This window comes from Pontibacter sp. BAB1700 (assembly GCF_000277005.1).
GTDB lineage: Bacteria > Bacteroidota > Bacteroidia > Cytophagales > Hymenobacteraceae > Pontibacter > Pontibacter lucknowensis.
The window spans coordinates 17076-35734 of sequence record NZ_AKIS01000014.1; the positions used below are offsets into that span (position 1 = coordinate 17076).

The following is an 18659-nucleotide window of genomic DNA, read 5'->3' on the forward strand; positions in this document are numbered from 1 at the left end:
TATAATTCCACCTATACTTCTATGAATTCCTGCTGTTAATCTTGGTCCTGGAGCGCACTATACCTGCAGGTAGTTTTCCATGGTGTCGATCACCTCTAACGGGGCACTCAGATTTGGGCAGTGCCCCGTCGCTTTCAGGTGCACCAGCGTGGAGTTTTTGATGGCTTTATGCACATAGTTGCCAACTTCTTCCGGCGCGATGATATCATCGGCACACTGCATGATCAGCGCCTCAGTCTGGAGCTTGGGCAAGTCCTGCCGATTGTCCGACAGGAAGGTGACGTGGGCGAAGTGCCTGGCAATATCGGGGTCGGTATTGCAGAAACTCTCTATTAATTCTTCCCCCAACGAAGGCTTATCCGGGTTTCCCATGATCAGGGGAGCAAACGTGTCGGCCCAAAGTGTATAGTCGCGGTCCATATAGGCCAACATCGACAGGATGTCGGCCCGGTCGAACCCACCAATGTAGTTCTTATCGTTGATGTAGCACGGCGAAGGACCGATCAGGACGAGTTTGCTGAACAAGGCCGGTATTTTGATTGCGCTGAGCACCCCCATCATAGCACTCACCGAGTGCCCCACAAAGATCACATCCTGCAGATCCAGGGTATCGATTATTTCCAGGATGTCGGTCGCGTAGCCATGCAGGGTGTTATACTTCACGATATCGTATGCAGCGAGATCGGAATTACCGGCACCCACATGGTCGAACAGCACGATTTTGTAATGCTGCTGAAAAGCCGGTGTCACAAAACGCCACATATTCTGATCACAACCAAAGCCATGGCCGAACACAAGCGGCTTCTCCCCTTTTCCGGAGATATTGATATTATTTCGTTTGATTACATCCATCGCGTCCGACTACAAGCCCCTTCTGACTATCCTACAGGTATGGCACACTCCATTATACGCAACGCCACAAGTATGGCTATACGAACTTAAAATAGGATAAAATCATAATATACACAGAAAGGTTGATCTAATCAGTTGTCCTTGAGTTAGGAGTTCCTGAAGGAGAAAGGGAAGACCTTGAGGAGTCAAACTACTTGCTTCATTCCCATTAGCTCTTTTGTATTTGAAAATCAGAAAGAGCGGAGGCTATATATGGGAAAGCGGTGCTGTCAGATCCCTGATTTCGGTCTGTAATTCCTGGGCTAGAGGCTGTACTCGTGCCATAGCGTCTTCTTTGGTACCGTCACACGACAGCAGAATTTTAGTACCATCTTCCAACCAAAGAAAACTATCAAACGAAGTGGAAGCGATGGGCCGCCAGGACCGGCGGGAGTTAGAGGCGATGGTTCTGTTCTTCTTGAGGAAGATGCACTTTGTGCCGGGGTATGGTTCTCTGGTGCCAACAGTATGGCCTAAAATATTCAAGCCCATACAGTAAGTACCGCTGTAGAGGTCTATTTCGAGACACTTATACTGCACTAATGGAAAAATCCCGAACAGGACCATGATGACACCAAACACGGGATAAGTCATAAACAGCCAGACGCCCGCAGCGATAATCACAAGAGCGTATACCTTCGCTGTGACGCCAATCGGGTCAGTCAGTCTGTAGCGGAGTAGAGGTGTTTCCATCGCTATACAAGGTATAGCTTTTCAGGAAGAGAGTCGGGAGTTATGATCGTGCTTGGCAGTTTATCGTAGCCAAAGCAGCACTTAAGAGTGCTCTAGGCCCTGTACAGATTAGGGTGATTCTGAAATAAGTTGGCGGGACAAGGGGCCTCACAGAGGGTTTAGAGGATGGCCTACGCTGCATCAAGTTTACGCACATGCAGAATTTCTTTGGCAGAAACCTCTCTCACTTGTCGCGCTTCCAGGGTCTCCACGGCAATCGTATCGCCATTAGAAGCAAAAAACTCTACTTCATAGCCTGCCCCGTTATTGTATACCTCTACGACAACACCCAAGTCGCCCTGCTTTAGGTTGGTGTTAGGTATATCTTCTGTTAAAACAACTCTTTCGTAGGCTGCTATCATAGTTTTATCGGGTAAGCTGTGACTAATTTAGGTATACGGGTTGGTATTGTTGCTATCCAAACAGTTCTAATGTTCACTTTGGTTTTCCGGGGTGTATTTATCTCGCCCTCTATGATATACTTCACTCCGAATTTCGTTTGCATCAATTGGGCTACCTCATAGCTAAAACAATGCGATACTAAGGCTTCTTTAAATATTTTGGCATTGTCAGGATTAAAGCCATGCGCCATGAAGAAAAGAGCTTTGCTCATCCCATCTGGATGTGCTGTATTTAGAAGATAGTCTAAGACTTTTGAATCTTCTACAATAGCCCGTTCTCTTCCTGGCATATACATGCTGTATAATTACGACAGGTAAAGCTGAATTGATTAAGCTATTAAAAAAATACAGAGAAGCAAGCTGAGCAGTTGACTGCAAATTATTTAAAAAAATAAATCATACTCATCAGTAAATACTCTGTCCTTGCCTCTTGTTGAGTGTTTAAAGACAAATTCATTTCATTAAGCCTGTCTCTATTAAATACTTCTCTCTAAAACCACTTTTAGCCAAGTCAACTGCATCGCTATAGTCCCATCTCGGCTCATAAGGAAATAACTGATCTCTACTTTCGAACCTATTAAGGTATGTCTTATTTCCTGTTATCTTAAAAATAGTATCTGCAATTATTCTACAACACTCCTCTGGAAATTTCACTGCCTGCATCTCTGTAAATCTAACTACAGCCCAATCAAATGAATTAAAATATTCATCTCTAAATTCGTCAGAAGATTCTTTTTCAGACACATTACAATAATGAATTGGTTTTCTATTCTCTAATGTATAGGGTTCATCAATTTCAATATTAATATGGAGATTAGTAGAAGAACATTTAAAGACAAAGTCAGGTCTGTAATATATCTCTCCATCATCTATTAAATCTATATAAATTTCGTTTGGGAACCACCGTTTTAAGCGCTCATAAAAGAAATCTTCCGAAACGCCGCGCTTGATTTCATCTTCTGTACTTACTGATACGACCTTACTCAACGCTTTTTCAATGCATACTTTTTGGGCTTGCTGAGCACCTAAAGGCATAACCTGAAAAATACTTTTTATGGTCTCATATTTGGTCAATTCTTGTAAGTATTTCTCTCTATTACTTTGATAGGTTGCCACGGCGCCCCTATACTCTTTTATCTTACTCTGATAATACGACCTGCTAATTAGAGCCACAATTACAGATATCAAAGTTATAACTACACCTATTTCCGTCCATATAAAAAGCAACACTACACCTAGAATTAAAAATATAATCCAAAAGCTATTTGCTTCAGGTTCTTTGGGAACATCAGGCTCTGTTGGTCTTAAAGAATCAACCTCACTAAGCTCCAAAATTTCTTGAATTGTCTTTGGAATCTTGATTATTGGGAAATAATTAATTGGGATTGAAGTAAATGTTTCAACGCTTTTATCAATCACGGCTATGTCATTAGTATAATACTTACCGTTGGTATGTGGAATATGACCTTCGTATGCAGGAATATCGTGCTCTACAGAAACAATCTCTAACTCACTAAACAGATGCCCTACTCTAAAAGACTGCTTTGCTTTTAAAAACCCCTTTGCCACGGTCCTAGCAGCTTTCCCTGATCCGCTTGGTAATACCTCCTGAAATACTACAACATCATATTCAGGGGACTTTTCCGAGGGTTTAATTTCAATACACTTAATCATATATATCCATTCTATAATTTTAAAATTACAAATTATTTAACACTTACCAATTCCACTCCCTCCCCCAAAAAACCATAACTTCCGTATCTTTGTAAACTACAACCAGCAGAACACGACTATCGAAAAGTCCTGTGTTCTGCCTTTGCTGTTTTGTGACTTTTAGAACTGAATGAAAGTAACTGATTTTTTAGAGCTGTACCGACTCGACGGGATGGTGCAGACCATTGCCGAGCGACTAAAAGCCGACAAACCCTACCGCCTGCAACTCAAAGGTATGGCGGGAAGTTTGGATGCCGTAATGGCCTCGGCCGTGTATACCTTGCACCCGCAGCATCAACTCTTCGTGTTGCATGACAAGGAGGAGGCGGCCTATTTCTATACCGACCTCAAAAACCTGCTCGGCGACGAGAAGGAGGTCATGCTGTTTCCGACATCTTACAAGCGCCCTTACAGCTTCGACGACACCGAGAACGCCAACATCCTGATGCGGGCTGAGGTGCTCAACCGCCTTAACACCAAGTCTGACAAGGGCGAGCTGATCGTGACCTACCCGGAGGCGCTCACCGAAAAGGTGATCAACAAAAAATCGCTGGTGGAGAACACGCTGGGGGCCAAGGTGGGCGAAAAACTGGATGTGAATTTCCTGAGCGAGATGCTGGCCGAGTATGGCTTTGAGCGGACCGAGTTTGTGTACGAGGCCGGTCAGTATGCCGTGCGCGGTGGTATTGTGGATGTTTTCTCGTACGCAAACGACCTGCCCTACCGCATCGAGCTTTTCGGTGACGAGATTGAGAGTATTCGCTCCTTCGACCCCGACACGCAGCTAAGTGTGGAGACGAAGAAAAGCATCTCGATCATACCGAACGTGCAGACCAAACTGCTGCAGGAAACACGCGAGGCTTTCCTCGACTTCTTGCCCAAGAACACAGCCATCTGGTTTAAGGATGTGCGGCAGACGCTGGACGTGATCGATGAGTATTTCGACAAGGCATCGCAGGCGTTTGACAAGCTGATGGAGGGCAGCGGCGGCACCCAGATCGTGTCGGATCCGGAGCAACTGTTCCAGACGCAGAAGCAGTTCAAGAAGCTGCTCGAGAAGTTCAGCATCGTGGAGTTTGGCAAGCGTTTTAATTACAAAGACACGGAGGTGCTGCAACTGCAATCCAAGCCGCAACCCTCATTCAACAAAGATTTCAACCGGCTGGTAAAGGACCTGCACGAACAGCAGAGCAAAGGCTTTGTGAACATCATCGCCACCGAGTCACCGCGCCAGATCAACCGTCTCACGACCATCTTCGACGAGCTCGACCACGACATGCGTTTCCAGCATTTGGCGGTTTCGTTGCGGGAGGGCTTCATAGACGAGCAGCTCAAGATCACCTGCTATACCGATCACCAGCTCTTCGACCGCTTCTACCAGCACAAAGCCAAAGAAGGCCGCTCCAAAACCAAGGCCATGACCCTGAAGGAGCTACGCACCCTGCAGCCGGGCGACTACATTACCCACATGGATTACGGCGTGGGACGCTTTGCGGGGCTGGAGAAAGTGGAAGTTGGCGGACGCTTGCAAGAGGCCATCCGACTGGTATACCGCGACGACGATTTGCTCTATGTGTCCATTCACTCGCTGCACAAGATCAGCAAGTATAGCGGCAAGGAAGGCGGACCGCCGACCATGAGCAAACTGGGCTCGCCGGAGTGGGAGAACAAGAAGAAGAAAGTAAAGAGCAAGGTAAAGGACATTGCCGCAGAGCTCATTCAGCTTTACGCCAAGCGCAAGGCCGCACCGGGCTATGCCTATACCCGCGACGGCTTCCTGCAGGCCGAACTGGAGTCCTCGTTCATCTACGAAGACACTCCGGACCAAGGCAAGGCTACCGAGGACGTGAAAGCCGACATGGAGCAGCCCCACCCAATGGACCGCCTCGTGTGCGGCGACGTGGGCTTCGGCAAAACCGAGGTAGCCATACGTGCCGCCTTCAAAGCAGCCTGCGACGGCAAGCAAGTGGCTGTGCTGGTGCCCACCACGGTACTGGCCATGCAGCATTTCAAGACCTTCCGCGACCGACTGGAGCAGTTCCCGGTCACGGTGGACTACATCAACCGCTTTAAAACGGCCAAGGACATCAAAAACACCTTGCAGCGTGTAGCCGAGGGCAAAGTCGATATCCTGATTGGCACGCACCGCATTGCCAGCAAAGATGTCAAGTTTAAAGACCTTGGCCTGCTCATTATCGACGAGGAGCAAAAGTTTGGCGTGAAGACCAAGGAAAAACTGAAGGAGATGCGGGTGAATGTGGATACGCTCACGCTCACGGCGACTCCTATACCTCGTACACTACACTTCTCGCTGATGGGCGCCCGCGACCTGAGCGTGATCGCCACGCCACCCCCCAACCGCCAGCCCGTGCAAACAGAGCTGCATGTGTTTGATGAAATTCTGATTCGGGATGCTGTGGCATCGGAGTTGAAGCGCGGCGGCCAGGTGTTCTTCGTGCACAACCGCGTAAAGGATATTGAGGAAATCGCCAACATGATTCTGAAGCTGGTGCCCGACGCCCGCATCACCTATGCCCACGGACAGATGGACGGTGAGACGCTGGAAAAGCGTATGATGAAGTTTGTGGAAGGCGAGTACGATGTGCTGGTTTCGACCAATATCATCGAATCTGGCTTGGATATACCCAATGCCAACACCATCATCATCAATAGGGCGCATATGTTCGGTTTGTCGGACCTGCATCAGATGCGGGGCCGCGTGGGTCGCTCGAACAAAAAGGCCTACTGCTACCTGCTCACGCCGCCTGTGGCTGGTCTGCCGACCGATGCCCGCAAGCGCCTGAGCGTGCTCGAGGAGTTCTCTGATCTCGGCGAGGGCTTCAAGATCGCCATGCGCGACCTCGACATACGCGGTGCCGGCAACCTGTTGGGCGGTGAACAGAGCGGCTTCATCAATGACCTCGGTTTTGAGATGTACCACCAGGTGCTCGACGACGCCATCAAAGAACTGAAGGAGACCGAGTTCCGTGACCTGTTCCTGAAAGACAACTTGGCCGAGTTTGTGGAGCCTGTACGTGACTGCAACATCGAAACCGACATGGAGGTGCTTATACCTGACTGGTATGTAGGCAACATCTCGGAGCGCCTTAACCTCTACAGCAAGCTCGACAGCACCAAAGACCTGCAGGATCTGGAGAAGTTAAAGGCCAGTATCATCGACCGCTTCGGGCCGCTACCGGAAGAGGTGCAGAAGCTAGTGGAGATCGTAAAGCTGCGCTGGCAGGCCCAGCAGCTGGGTTTCGAGAAACTCACCATCAAGAAAGAGGTAATGAAAGGCTACCTGCCGAGCGAAAACAACGATGCTTACTTCCAGTCTGAGACTTTTGGCAACATTCTCAAGTACGTGCAGCAGCACCCGCGTCGCTCACGCCTGAAGGAGGCCAAGGACAAGCTGATCGTGATAGTGGAGGATATTCAGAGTATCGCTGATGCCCGGGAAGTTTTTGACAGCCTTGACGTAAAAGCTACTGTGAGGGGGTAGACTTCAGAATGATATTCCCATAATGCTTCATCAGCTGCACAAGGCATCACAAATAAGACGGCTCTGTGCAGCTGACCTATTTTTTTGGGAAGTAAAACGATTTAGGTAATTCTTAGACTAAATTTTGCTATTTTAGTAACTCCTATGCTACGAAAACCAAACTTAAGTCTAAATTAGTACCTGTGCACTCTAAAATTCCGACATCCGTACCTACACTAGAGCCCATCTTCAGGGCTCTGACAGGGCTATACCTTGTCCTGACGCCTGACTTAGTCATCGTGGATGCTACGGATGCTTTGCTGCAGCAAACGCATGTAAAGCGCGACGAGATCATAGGGCAGCATGTATTCCATATTTTCCCTAATAATCCCGACAATCCGCAAGTGGACTCAGAGGGCTCCGTGCACCAATCATTGCAGCATGCGCTGGTACATAAGGAACCGCACAATCTCGAAATGCTTCGCTACGACATTCCGACAGAAAACGGTTTTGAAGAACGCTACTGGAACACAACCACCATCCCTATTATGAATGAATTTGGGGAGGTACAATACTTGGTGCATGAGGTCCGCGACATAACCGACAAGGTCCTGATCGATCGTGTGCATCAGCTGCGTCAGGAGCAGCTAAACCTGCTCACTAACGCAACCAAGGCCGTTGCCTGGGAATACGATATCGTAAACAACCGCATGACATGGGGCGAGGGGCTGCAGGAAGTTTTGGGTTATACGCCAGAAGAAATGGGTCCGGGTGGCGAGTCATGGGATTCACGCGTGCACCCGGATGATTTTGAGGAAGTGCAACGTAGCATACAGCAGGCACTGGCCAGCAAGCAGAGCACCTGGAAGGGAGAATACCGCTTTCAGAAAGCGGATGGCAGTTATGCCTATATACTTGACCAGGGCTACACGGCCTATGACTCCAAAGGCAATCCTATCCGGACCATCGGCTCTATTATCGACATCACGCAAAACAGAGACACACAGGAGGCACTTCGGGAAAGTGACGCTCGCTTCCGTCACCTGTTGGAGGTGCTCCCGCACATGGCCTGGACTGCCTCTCCAAAAGGCAAAGTGCTTTTTTTCAACGACAACTGGTATAGCTACACAGGTATGCGTCCTGGCCAGACCGATGGCTGGATCAGCGCGGTACATCCTGAAGACTCAGCATGGTGCTCACCAGCTGGCACAACGCTGTGGCTTCAGGCAGTAGCTTCGAGATAGAATATCGTATACGCCACCACATAGATGGCAGCTATCGCTGGTTCCTGGATCGGGGCCTGCCGATGCGTGATTCAGACGGAAACATCACGCTCTGGATTGGCACTTACACGGACATTGACGATCAGAAAAACCAGGGGGACTATCGTGAAGATGACAGGCTGGAGAGCATACTGCGTCTAGCGCCGGTACACCTGTGCATGTTGCATGGGCCGGATCATGTGTGCCAGTATGTGACACCTGGGGTATACAAACTCTACGGCAATAGGAACTACATAGGCCGCTCTGCCCGTGAACTTTGGCCAGAGCTCGAGTCGCTTGGTTTTTTTGACCTGCTACATGAGGTATACACTAAAGGCCGCACCGTTTACATCAACGAGTTCCGTACTCAGATCGATGACGAGTTAAACGGCAAGCTGCGCGATGCCTATATCAACTTCAAATACCAGCCCCTATTTGACAGCACTTCCTGCGTAGAGGGCATTATCATCTCAGCAATCGAAGTAACCAGTCTGGTGAGGGCTAGGCAGAGAGCGGAGGCATTAGCCAAAGGTGAATCCTGACACTTCTGATTTTTGTCTTTTTTTAAAACAAAAAAGGCTCTACTTTGTAAAAGAACTCAAAATACCAATTATGAAATCTGTAAAGACTATCCTGCTTATAGACGACGACGATACAACCAATTACCTAAACCAGCGACTGCTGTCCCGTATGGAAGCTGCATCGGACATCAGGGTGGTAACCAACGGCGAAGAAGCTCTCGACTACCTCAACAAAGCCTTCAGCGGCGAAGAGAACTATCCGAAGCCGGACCTTATTTTTGTTGATATCAAAATGTCTGTGATGGACGGTTTTGAGTTTCTCGATGAGTACCAGCGGTTTGATGAAGATAGCAAGCTGCGCACCGTCATGCTGATGCTTACTTCTTCGGCCAGCTTTTATGACCTGGAACGTCTTAAAAAATATCCGGAGGTACGCAGGCACTACTCCAAGCCACTGGCTGAGGCCGATGTGCGTGAGATCATGGAAACCTATTTTTAGCAATACCTTATCTGATAGTTTAATGAGACGCCCTCACGAGGGGCGTCTTTTTTTTATACCTGACGCTTTGCCAACAATAGCCCCTGTAAGCCGTAAAAAATAACGCCGCCGCAAGGCTAAACTTTTACATCGCTTATTAAAACTAAAATAGAATTATGGAAAACAGAGGAGAAAACCACGGAAGGCCTGGTGAGGAAAATCAGCGCATCGGTCGGGAACTATACAACAGAGATAGAGAACAACAGCACTCAAAACGCTACGCCTACAGAGGCCAGGACCAAAACGAAAGAAAGTGGGATGAGGGCAATTACTTCCACACTGGTCCCAGCCCGAGAGGAGCACAGGACCGCGACCGACAGGCTGAAAGTGGCCGTCACTACTTAGGCAACAGACCTGCTACCTATCAGAGCAATCAAGGCTCTTTCCAGAGCGGGCACTATGGCAGTCGCAGTGAAAGCCCTTACCGCAACGAGAGCCAATACCTGAACCATGGCTACAGAGGCCAGGGCAGCGGTAGCCAGCAGCCTTACCGTCCGCAGATGGGCGGTGGTTCGCAGCCGGGCAACTACAACGAGCCCCCTACCTCGCAGGACAGTCTGTGGCGTGAAGGACCAGGCAGCCGCAGCCGCTACAAGGAAACCGACTACCGCTACGGCAGCGGCTCACACAATTGGTACAACGAAGGCCGCTACTCACCTGACGTGGAACCGGACAACCGCGACAAGCGTGGTTTCTTTGAGCGTGTACGCGACACCTGGGATGATATAATGCACTCTGATGACCCCGATTACCAGCCGCGCAACCGCTATGACTCTGAGCGCAGAGCCGAGCAACTGAGCAGCCGAAACCGTTACAGTGGGGAGTCTTACCGCGACCGCAACTTTGACCGTGGCTATGAAGGTGGTCCGCGCTGGGCCGACGAGATTGACTCTGGAAACGATGATTATTATAAAGGTACTGACAGAAGCCAACGTAACCGCCGCTAATGCGTATAGCAGACAGATTAGGTTACTTTGGTAGTAGATTAGTAATGAAGGCAGCCCACCGGCAACGGCGGGCTGCCTTTTTTTGCGCTGAATGCGGTCGCTTATAAACATCAGGCCCGTGTGCCCGTACATAAAATCCGGTGCTGTCACATACCTGACTCTGGCCCCTATGTCGTACAGACTCCTGTGGCGGCACTTATTTTCACACATCTTAGAAAACAAAAGGAAAACAAATGCATCACGAGGAACAAGAAAGACATCATGAGCGGCATGAACGCCCACGTCGTCCGCACCCACGCCACGAAGTAGAGCAGCAGAACTTTCGCAGCCGCTGGGAAGAGCCCAGACCCTTTATGCATGACCGTGAGAGAAGGCAGTATGAGGAAGAAATGCGCATACGGGAAGAGCGGGAGCGACATGAGTACAGGCAACAACAACACGAGCGGCGGCAGCAAGAAAATATAAACCAACACCAACACGGCTTTTCAGACGATCACCACCCGCAACACCGAAGAGAGGAAACAAGAGAATGGCGGGATGGCAATGAACACTACAGCCCCGAGAACCAGCATGCCCGCGACCGATGGCAGCAGCACGAGCAGCTCCCTCCCTTGCGAGAGCAGCGTCGCCGACACCAGAGCCGTAGCGACGAGGACTGGGATGAGCGCGGCTGGTAGCGGCACACCCCATAAAATTCAGAAACGCTTCCTGAACCCGGCGCCAAACGACACCAGTTCTGGTATGCCGGGCACCAGGTTAAGCGACAGATCATATTGCCCCTTCAGCTGGTAGTTGTACTCGAACTCACCGCCGTACCAGTAAAACTTGTACTGCCAGTCACCGCTGCGGTTAAAGTACCCATCATCTTCGTAGCCCTGCAGTCGGTTCCAGTCACGACGGTATACCAGGGTGGGGCCAAAGCCACCATTCAGGGAATGTCGCCCTGCCTTGAATATCTGTCCGCGCCAACCCAGGTGAGTGAAGCCTGCCAGCGAGGAGGCACAGTCGGAGTATAGCCCCTGCTCTACCCGCACACTGATGACTTCGCGTACCACAAACCGGTCGTAGCCTACTATACCTCCAAAATTCAGCACGGCTATACCTTTCCGGTCAAGCCGGTTCTTGAAAAGCTCCGGGTATGGCGTTGGGCGCAAATGCATGGATAAACCAAAGAACTTTACAGTAAAGGCGTTCTTATAGGCGGGCTGCTCCTGGGCATGGCCCGGCAGGAGGAGCGAAAAGCTGAAGAGAAATACCAGTAAAGTTCGACAAAGCTGCTGCATACCCCACTATATACAGTTTAGAGCGCATTTTGTTAGCAGATCGCTGTACCTTTGCACACAGTATGACCACTTCGCTTGACATTTTACTGAACCAGGTACGCACCTGCCGGCTTTGTGCTGAGCACCTGCCACATGGCCCCAGGCCAGTGCTGCGGGCGGCCCCTTCAGCACGACTGCTCATTGTGGGGCAAGCGCCGGGCACGAAGGTACATGCCAGTGGCGTACCCTGGGACGACCAGAGCGGCAAGCGCCTCAGGCAATGGATGGGCATTGATCCGGAAGTGTTTTATGATGAACAGCAGGTTGCGATCGTTCCGATGGGATTTTGTTACCCCGGCAAAGGCAAAAGCGGCGACCTGCCGCCCCGACCTGAGTGTGCTCAGCACTGGCACCAGCAACTGCTGCCGCTGCTGCCCAACATCCAGCTCACTCTGCTGGTAGGCAAGTACGCCCAGGATTACTTTCTGGGCGGAGCCGCCAAACCAACCCTCACCGAAACCGTTACCCATTGGGCAGACTACCTCCCCAGGTATATGCCGCTGCCTCACCCCTCGCCACGAAACCAGTTCTGGCTCCGACGCAATCCTTGGTTTGAGGAGGAGGCTATACCTGTACTGCAGCAGCTCGTGGCCCAGACCCTTGGCTAAATTTTCTTGGTATCTACCCCGTAAATATTATCTTCGTTCATCAGCAATAAAACCACCTTATGATCAACTACCCAGGCAGCAAACTTCCTGATGTCGGCACCAGTATTTTTGCTGTGATGTCGGCGCTGGCCAATGAGCACGGAGCCATCAACCTGTCGCAGGGCTTCCCGGATTTTAACTGTCCCGACGAGCTGATTGCGCTGGTGACCAAGTACATGCAGGAAGGCTATAACCAGTACGCCCCCATGCCCGGCATGCCGGCGCTGCGTCATAAGATCAGCGAAAAGACGGAGAAGGTATACGGTTACCGCCCGGACCCGGACCAGGAAGTAACTGTAACATCCGGTGCGACGGAGGCACTTTTTGCGGCCATTACGGCGGTCGTAAAGTCAGGCGACGAAGTGGTGGTACTGGAGCCCTGCTACGACAGCTATGCACCGGCCATTCGGCTGGCGGGTGGCATCCCGATCTATGTGCCCCTAGCCTTGCCCGACTTTAGCATTGACTGGGAGTTGCTGAAGAAGAACATCTCGCGCCGTACCCGCATGATCATCATCAATACGCCGCACAACCCGACGGGTGCTGTGATTCCGCGTGAAGACCTGGAGAAGCTGGCCAACCTGACCGACGGCACGGATATTCTGATTATGAGCGACGAGGTATACGAGCACATGGTGTTTGACGGCAAAGAGCACGTGAGCGCCCTACAGATCGAGTCGCTGCGGCAGCGGTCCTTTGTCATTTCATCCTTCGGGAAAACCTACCACACCACCGGCTGGAAAATAGGCTATGTGGTAGCGCCTCCTGCACTTACTGCTGAGCTGCGCAAGATGCACCAGTTCATCACCTTCTGCTCTGTCACGCCTCTGCAGCTGGCCATCGCCGACTACATGGATAACGAGGAGCATTACCGCTCCCTCCCCGACTTCTACCAGGCCAAGCGCGACCTGTTTTGTGAGTTGGTGAAGCCGTCACGATTCGAGCTTATACCTTCGGCGGGAACCTACTTTCAGTTGCTGAAGTATGACGCGATCTCGCAGGAGCACGACCTGGACTTTGCGAAGCGACTGACACAGGAAATCGGTGTAGCCTCTGTACCTGTCTCGGCCTTCTACCACAACAAAACCGACCACCACTACCTGCGCTTCTGCTTCGCCAAAAGTGAAGAGACGCTAAGGCAAGCGGCAGAGAAGCTGGTCAAGCTATAGTTGTCGGTTGTTTTAAATAGCAATCATTCTTCCTCAAGATATTAGCACATTAAAAAATGGACCTCCGTGTAACCATCATCCAAACCAGCCTGCACTGGCAAGACGCTGCTGCTAACCGAAGCATGTTCTCTGAAAAACTAGCCTTAGTAGCACCCGACACAGACCTGGTCGTGCTGCCCGAGATGTTTACGACGGGTTTTAGCATGGATGCTTCCGGGCTGGCGGAAGAGACAGAAGGACCTACGCTAGAGTGGATGAAGGAGGAAGCAGCGAAACACGAGGCTGTGCTGACGGGTAGTGTGATCGTGCGGGAGGGTGAGCAGTACTTCAACCGGCTGTACTGGGTGCGTCCGGACGGTACTTACGAGCATTACAACAAGCGCCACCTGTTCCGGATGGCAAAGGAGCACCATACCTATACCCCAGGACAAGAGAAGCTGCTGGTGGAGTTAAGAGGCTGGAAAATTTGCCCCCTGGTGTGCTATGACTTGCGCTTCCCGGTATGGAGCCGCAACGTAGGTAGCGAGTATGATTTGCTGCTCTACGTAGCTAACTGGCCTAAGCCACGAGCCAATGCCTGGAGCATCCTGCTGCAGGCCCGGGCCATCGAGAACCTGAGCTATGTGGTGGGCGTAAACCGCGTCGGCACGGACGGAAACGGGCATCCGTACTCCGGCGACTCAGCCATTATCCACCCCAAAGGTATAAGCTCCTCGAAACCACCGAAGCGGAAGGTATGCACACCATCACGTTGAGCAAGCAGGAGTTAACCGATTTCAGAGAAGCTTTCCCGGCGCACCTTGATGCCGACGATTTTACGTTAAACTGATTCTGTCAGAAACTGGCGAAGCGCGTCTTCATCTGCCAGAAAAGTATAGGCTATACCTGGCCGGGACTGCAGCATGCGCAGCAGACGGGGTTGCTGCCCCACGAGCAGGAGGTGACGCTGCGGATGCGGCAAAAGCAGTTCTTCCAGCAAGGGCATCAGCCGGTTCAAATCTCCTGCCCCACCCTTTACGCACACCACCGTTTCGGGATTTTCCTGAAGCAGGCGCACAGCGTACTGTTGCAAGGTGGCATCGGACTTAGCGTCTACATCAAAGACAGGTATAGCCGGCGCGTGCTGCCGCACCAACTGCAGGATGGGCTTCTCAAATTTGCTTTCCTCCGAAAGGTCTATTAACAGAAAGGCCTGCATCAGTGTACTACCAGTCTGCGGGTTTCGTGGCGGCCGTTGCGGGAGGTGGCGCGCAGCAGGTATACGCCGGCTTTCAGATGGCTCAACCTTAAGGTATGGCGGCGGTTGTAGTTGTCAGCCCCATCGTATACCTTGCGCCCGATCATGTCGTGCAGTACCAGCGATACTGACTCACTCGCCTGCACCTGCACAGGCTCCTGCGCTCCGGCCACCGGATTCGGGTATACCTTTAGTCCCAGGCCACTTGGCTTATCATTTGGATTACCGTAGTTGCCGCCTGTTTGCTGCAGCAGGTATAGGCCTCCTCCCTGCGTGCCAATGGCCAGGTATAGCTGGTAAGGTCCGCCCAGTTCAGCCACAGCCAGACCGAGTCCGCGACCAAAACGGGTGGCATGTGCTTCTCCTGTCAGCTCGTTTTCCAACACCTCGGTCGTCTCGGTAAAGTCGCCGTTCAGATGATCCAGGAAATCACGGTAAATACGCAGGGCCCCACTGTCATCCACCGTGAGCAGATCTAGCTTGGCGTTGCCGTCTATGTCCACTACAGCTGGCGCCAGGTTGCGGCGGTAGAAGTCAAATTTGATTCCGCCGATGCTTTGTTTCTCCAGCACAAAGCCGTTTCCGGAAGAGCGATAGTAGTCCAGCGTACCTCCGGCTTTACCAACCAGCATATCTACTCGCTGGGCATCTACCTGAAATAAGTGAGGAGTATCACCATCAGCCAGGGTATGCAGGTGAAACAGGCGAGCCGTATTGAAAGCGGCAGGCTGTCCGGGTTTCGCATCGTTTATGAAGTAAGCAATCTGTGTCGTGCTCCCCCCATGATGCCCTGAACCATGCTGCTCGTTTGCCATTTTATAAGTCAGGACCAGATCAAGTACTCCATCTTTGTTGATATCAAATAAGGATGGCTTTAGTGATAACATGTCCTTAGTGGACAGGGCAAGGTAGTCGTCTGTGATAAGCGTGAAGGCGGGCTCAGCTAAAGTACCGGTGTTGCGATAGAGGCTGAGCGTCGCTACGAAGCGGCCATTGCGATCCGACCGTCCGTTTCCAACCACCAGGTCAAGCAGGCCGTCGCCATCAATATCCGCAAAGGCAGGGTAGGCGTTTTCGCCCAGGTCGATCATTTGGCTCTGCAGGAAGTTGTCTTGGGCAAATTCAAAGTTTGGCTGGCTGACTGAACCGGTGTTGCGGTACAGCCAGGACGAGCGCTGCAGCTCCAGGTTCCCCATGTTCTCGTTGCTGTTTGGGGCTACGACCAGGTCAGGTATACCATCGAGGTTACGTCTTCGTAATAAGCCGCCGGGAACAGATTAAAACTGGCTGGCTTTGGGCCAACAGGGAAAACGGGTTCAAAGCTTTCCATGCGGGCCAATGTGCTGGTGCCTTTGTTTTCCATCATCACCAGGTCTTTGCACTCCACACTTCCCATCAACAGGTCTTTTGCGCCGTCGCCATTCAGATCTATCGCCAGCAAAGCCGAGCCATCGTGACCGGAGTGCAGCGGTGCGGCCATACGGCACTGTATCCCGAATCCAAAATTGTTGCAGCCATGGCACTCCGTGATCTGCCCCCACCAATCGGAGCCGAGCGCGAACTCCAGCGTACCACAGGGCTTGCCTTCTTCCACCTGCATATTCTGGTAGTACTCCAGGGTATAGCCCCCCGAAAACTCCGACAGCAGGATATCCAGGTCGCCGTCGCCGTCCATGTCCACAATGGCAGGTATATCGGAAATATTCATTTGCATGTTGATGGTGTTCACGCCATTGCGGCTCCGGTAAAAGAGGGCATCCTGTGCCAGCACAAAAGTCGGATACTTGTTGCTGCTTGCCTCCTGGCGGTATACCCGTATACCCAGGGGTGTACTCGTAAAAATGTCTTTCAGGCCATCGCAGTTGTAGTCACGCAGCAGCACCCAGTTTTCCAGTTCGGCCGGAAACATGACTTCATACTCGGGCGCATACTGATAGCGCCACTGACCTCCCTGCTGGACAGCCAGGTAGGTATAGACCTTGCGCAACATACGATCGAAGATAAACAGGTCGTCGCGGCCGTCTTTGTTCAGGTCGATGGTGGAGAACTGCGGGGTGTTGAGCCCACCACCCCAGGGATTCTGCAACTGGGCACTATTAGCCGTAACCGGAATATCACTGCGTTGGCTGAATCGCAAGGGTTCCTGAGCAAACGCATTAGGTATGAGCAGCAAAAAAAGGAGGATGTAAAACAGGTAGCGCATAGGCAGTTCGTTGGGCAATCGGGCTGTTGCTTTTGCCGTTTTGATTGTATATTGCCATGGCAGCCGTCGGCTATACCTAAGCTCAGCATGCTGCCACCAATTTATAGACTAAAAATACGCATTTCATGCCGAACAGCATCGACTTTCTTTACCAAAAATACCTGGAGTGCCGCCACGTCAGCACCGACTCCCGTGCCCCGCAGGACCAGAGCCTGTTCTTTGCCCTGAACGGACCTAATTTTAAGGGAGCCAAATTTGTGCAGGGTGCCTTAGAGAAAGGCGCCAAATACGCTGTGGTAGACGACCCGACGCTGGCATCTGACAACGTGTTTGTGGTGGAAGACACGCTGCAGGCACTACAGGACCTGGCCCGTCACCACCGCCGGCAACTCAGCATACCGGTGATCGGCATCACAGGCAGCAACGGCAAAACCACCACCAAAGAGCTGATCTATGCGGTACTGAGCCAGAAATTCAACACACTCTATACCCAGGGCAATCTGAACAACCACATCGGGGTGCCCCTTACCTTGCTGCGTATTAAGCCGGAACACGAAATGGCGATTATCGAAATGGGCGCCAACCACATCGGGGAGATTGCTTTGCTGAGCAGCATTGCCCAGCCCACGCACGGCATGATTACTAACATCGGTAAGGCGCACCTGGAGGGCTTTGGTAGCCTGGAGGGTGTGGCCCGCGGCAAGAGCGAGCTGTACGTGCACCTGCTGGAGCATGGCGGCACCGTGTTTGTGAACACTGGCAATGAGCACCTGATGCGCATGAGCCGCCGCATTGAAAGTAAAGTAACCTACCCTGCCCAAGGCGATTTTTACCACAGCGAATTGCTGGAGGCCTCCCCTTACGTGGTGTACAAAGACGAGGAAGGTAACGTGGTAAATACTCAACTGGTAGGCAGCTACAACTATGAGAACATGGCGGCCGCGGCCTGTATAGGCAAGTATTTCGGTGTGTCGCTGGCGAAAGCCAACACCGCCATCGCCAACTACAGCCCTGTGAATAACCGTTCGCAAGTGATGCAGAAAGGCAGCAACACCCTGATTCTGGACGCCTACAATGCCAACCCTACTTCGATGGCTGCGGCTATCCGAAACTTTGGCGGCATGAACGCCCCCCGCAAGGTGGTGATCGTGGGTGATATGCTGGAGATGGGCACTGAAAGTGCCTCCGAGCACAAAGCTATTGGTGAGATCATAGCCGAACAGAATTTTGACACGGTACTGCTTTGCGGACCGGAGATGAAGCATGCGGCTGAAACTGACAGCAAATTCCATTACTTCGCTACAAAGCCTGAGCTTCAGAGCTGGTTGCAGGCTAATCCGGTTTCGGAGAGCTATGTGCTGGTGAAGGGCTCCAGAGGTATGGGGCTGGAGACGCTGGTGGAGGTGTTGTAGAGCTAGAGATTACTCTTTAATCAGTACAACAGTTAGCGCCTGGTAGACCCGTTTTACCAGGCGCTTTTATTTATTCTGTTCGTTTTAATTTAAGTCTGCCACTTTGTTACCAATACGACTCAAACCGATATTATTTAAATCAAAAATATATCTTATTACAACATCAACCAACATCAGATACAT

The 18659-nt window shown here is 51.3% G+C and carries 19 protein-coding genes; 10 read left to right on the forward strand and 9 right to left on the reverse strand.

What is annotated here, in order from left to right; translation table 11 throughout:
* Nucleotides 1-57 precede the first annotated feature (57 nt).
* The 5 genes from O71_RS02250 to O71_RS02270 form a co-directional block, all read right to left on the reverse strand.
* Nucleotides 58-852 (reverse strand): alpha/beta fold hydrolase, encoded by a 795-nt coding sequence (locus tag O71_RS02250; RefSeq protein WP_007652761.1) that lies wholly within the window; start codon nucleotides 850-852, stop codon nucleotides 58-60.
* A gap of 246 nt (nucleotides 853-1098) precedes the next feature.
* A complete protein-coding gene (locus O71_RS02255) occupies nucleotides 1099-1584 on the reverse strand; it encodes a hypothetical protein (RefSeq protein ID WP_040573445.1) in 486 nt (161 codons plus the stop codon).
* Between the two features lie 170 nt (nucleotides 1585-1754).
* On the reverse strand, nucleotides 1755-1985 hold the full coding sequence (locus tag O71_RS02260; protein WP_007652762.1) for a DUF4926 domain-containing protein: 231 nt from the start codon (nucleotides 1983-1985) through the stop codon (nucleotides 1755-1757).
* Nucleotides 1982-2314, reverse strand: a complete 333-nt coding sequence (locus O71_RS02265) for a DUF6883 domain-containing protein (RefSeq protein WP_155800430.1) — start codon at nucleotides 2312-2314, stop codon at nucleotides 1982-1984. Before O71_RS02265 ends, O71_RS02260 begins: the two co-directional genes overlap by 4 nt.
* A 163-nt stretch (nucleotides 2315-2477) precedes the next feature.
* Complete coding sequence (locus tag O71_RS02270) at nucleotides 2478-3698, reverse strand: hypothetical protein (RefSeq protein ID WP_007652766.1); 1221 nt, start codon at nucleotides 3696-3698, stop codon at nucleotides 2478-2480.
* A gap of 169 nt (nucleotides 3699-3867) precedes the next feature.
* Between O71_RS02270 and mfd the strand changes: the two genes are divergently transcribed.
* The 6 genes from mfd to O71_RS02300 all read left to right on the forward strand — a co-directional run bounded on the left by mfd (nucleotide 3868) and on the right by O71_RS02300 (nucleotide 11163).
* Complete coding sequence (gene mfd, locus O71_RS02275) at nucleotides 3868-7239, forward strand: transcription-repair coupling factor (RefSeq protein ID WP_007652768.1); 3372 nt, start codon at nucleotides 3868-3870, stop codon at nucleotides 7237-7239.
* Between the two features lie 182 nt (nucleotides 7240-7421).
* On the forward strand, nucleotides 7422-8462 hold the full coding sequence (locus tag O71_RS02280; RefSeq protein ID WP_071530817.1) for a PAS domain-containing protein: 1041 nt from the start codon (nucleotides 7422-7424) through the stop codon (nucleotides 8460-8462).
* Nucleotides 8408-9022: a PAS domain-containing protein gene (locus O71_RS23000; RefSeq protein WP_081490421.1), complete on the forward strand. Its 615-nt coding sequence runs from the start codon at nucleotides 8408-8410 to the stop codon at nucleotides 9020-9022. The genes O71_RS02280 and O71_RS23000 overlap by 55 nt, the downstream gene beginning before the upstream one ends.
* A 70-nt stretch (nucleotides 9023-9092) precedes the next feature.
* A complete protein-coding gene (locus tag O71_RS02290) occupies nucleotides 9093-9500 on the forward strand; it encodes a response regulator (RefSeq protein WP_007652775.1) in 408 nt (135 codons plus the stop codon).
* Between the two features lie 155 nt (nucleotides 9501-9655).
* Nucleotides 9656-10486: a hypothetical protein gene (locus O71_RS02295; protein ID WP_007652776.1), complete on the forward strand. Its 831-nt coding sequence runs from the start codon at nucleotides 9656-9658 to the stop codon at nucleotides 10484-10486.
* 233 nt (nucleotides 10487-10719) lie between these two features.
* Nucleotides 10720-11163: a hypothetical protein gene (locus O71_RS02300; RefSeq protein ID WP_007652778.1), complete on the forward strand. Its 444-nt coding sequence runs from the start codon at nucleotides 10720-10722 to the stop codon at nucleotides 11161-11163.
* Between the two features lie 18 nt (nucleotides 11164-11181).
* On the opposite strand, the gene O71_RS02305 is transcribed toward O71_RS02300, so the two are convergent.
* The gene (locus O71_RS02305; protein ID WP_007652780.1) at nucleotides 11182-11769 is read right to left on the reverse strand and encodes a hypothetical protein; all 588 of its coding nucleotides are present in this window, start codon (nucleotides 11767-11769) and stop codon (nucleotides 11182-11184) included.
* 62 nt (nucleotides 11770-11831) lie between these two features.
* On the opposite strand from O71_RS02305, the gene O71_RS02310 reads away from it, so the two are divergent.
* From O71_RS02310 to O71_RS02320, 3 genes are read left to right on the forward strand one after another with little or no spacing between them, the layout of a single operon-like run.
* Nucleotides 11832-12416 (forward strand): uracil-DNA glycosylase family protein, encoded by a 585-nt coding sequence (locus O71_RS02310; protein WP_007652783.1) that lies wholly within the window; start codon nucleotides 11832-11834, stop codon nucleotides 12414-12416.
* A gap of 59 nt (nucleotides 12417-12475) precedes the next feature.
* Complete coding sequence (locus tag O71_RS02315; RefSeq protein WP_007652784.1) at nucleotides 12476-13624, forward strand: pyridoxal phosphate-dependent aminotransferase; 1149 nt, start codon at nucleotides 12476-12478, stop codon at nucleotides 13622-13624.
* Nucleotides 13625-13680: 56 nt separating this feature from the next.
* Complete coding sequence (locus O71_RS02320) at nucleotides 13681-14379, forward strand: amidohydrolase (RefSeq protein WP_007652787.1); 699 nt, start codon at nucleotides 13681-13683, stop codon at nucleotides 14377-14379.
* A 65-nt stretch (nucleotides 14380-14444) separates the two neighbouring features.
* Here O71_RS02320 and O71_RS02325 read toward each other — a convergent pair whose 3' ends face one another.
* From O71_RS02325 to O71_RS02335, 3 genes are read right to left on the reverse strand one after another with little or no spacing between them, the layout of a single operon-like run.
* Entirely contained in the window at nucleotides 14445-14822 is a 378-nt protein-coding gene (locus O71_RS02325; protein ID WP_007652794.1) for a hypothetical protein, read from the reverse strand.
* Nucleotides 14822-16057, reverse strand: a complete 1236-nt coding sequence (locus tag O71_RS02330; protein WP_040573448.1) for a T9SS type A sorting domain-containing protein — start codon at nucleotides 16055-16057, stop codon at nucleotides 14822-14824. The genes O71_RS02325 and O71_RS02330 overlap by 1 nt, the downstream gene beginning before the upstream one ends.
* A 20-nt stretch (nucleotides 16058-16077) precedes the next feature.
* Nucleotides 16078-17082 (reverse strand): VCBS repeat-containing protein, encoded by a 1005-nt coding sequence (locus O71_RS02335; RefSeq protein ID WP_040573449.1) that lies wholly within the window; start codon nucleotides 17080-17082, stop codon nucleotides 16078-16080.
* Between the two features lie 107 nt (nucleotides 17083-17189).
* Here O71_RS02335 and murF point away from each other — a divergent pair, with 107 nt between their 5' ends.
* Complete coding sequence (murF, locus tag O71_RS02340; RefSeq protein WP_007652795.1) at nucleotides 17190-18476, forward strand: UDP-N-acetylmuramoyl-tripeptide--D-alanyl-D-alanine ligase; 1287 nt, start codon at nucleotides 17190-17192, stop codon at nucleotides 18474-18476.
* Nucleotides 18477-18659: the final 183 nt, after the last annotated feature.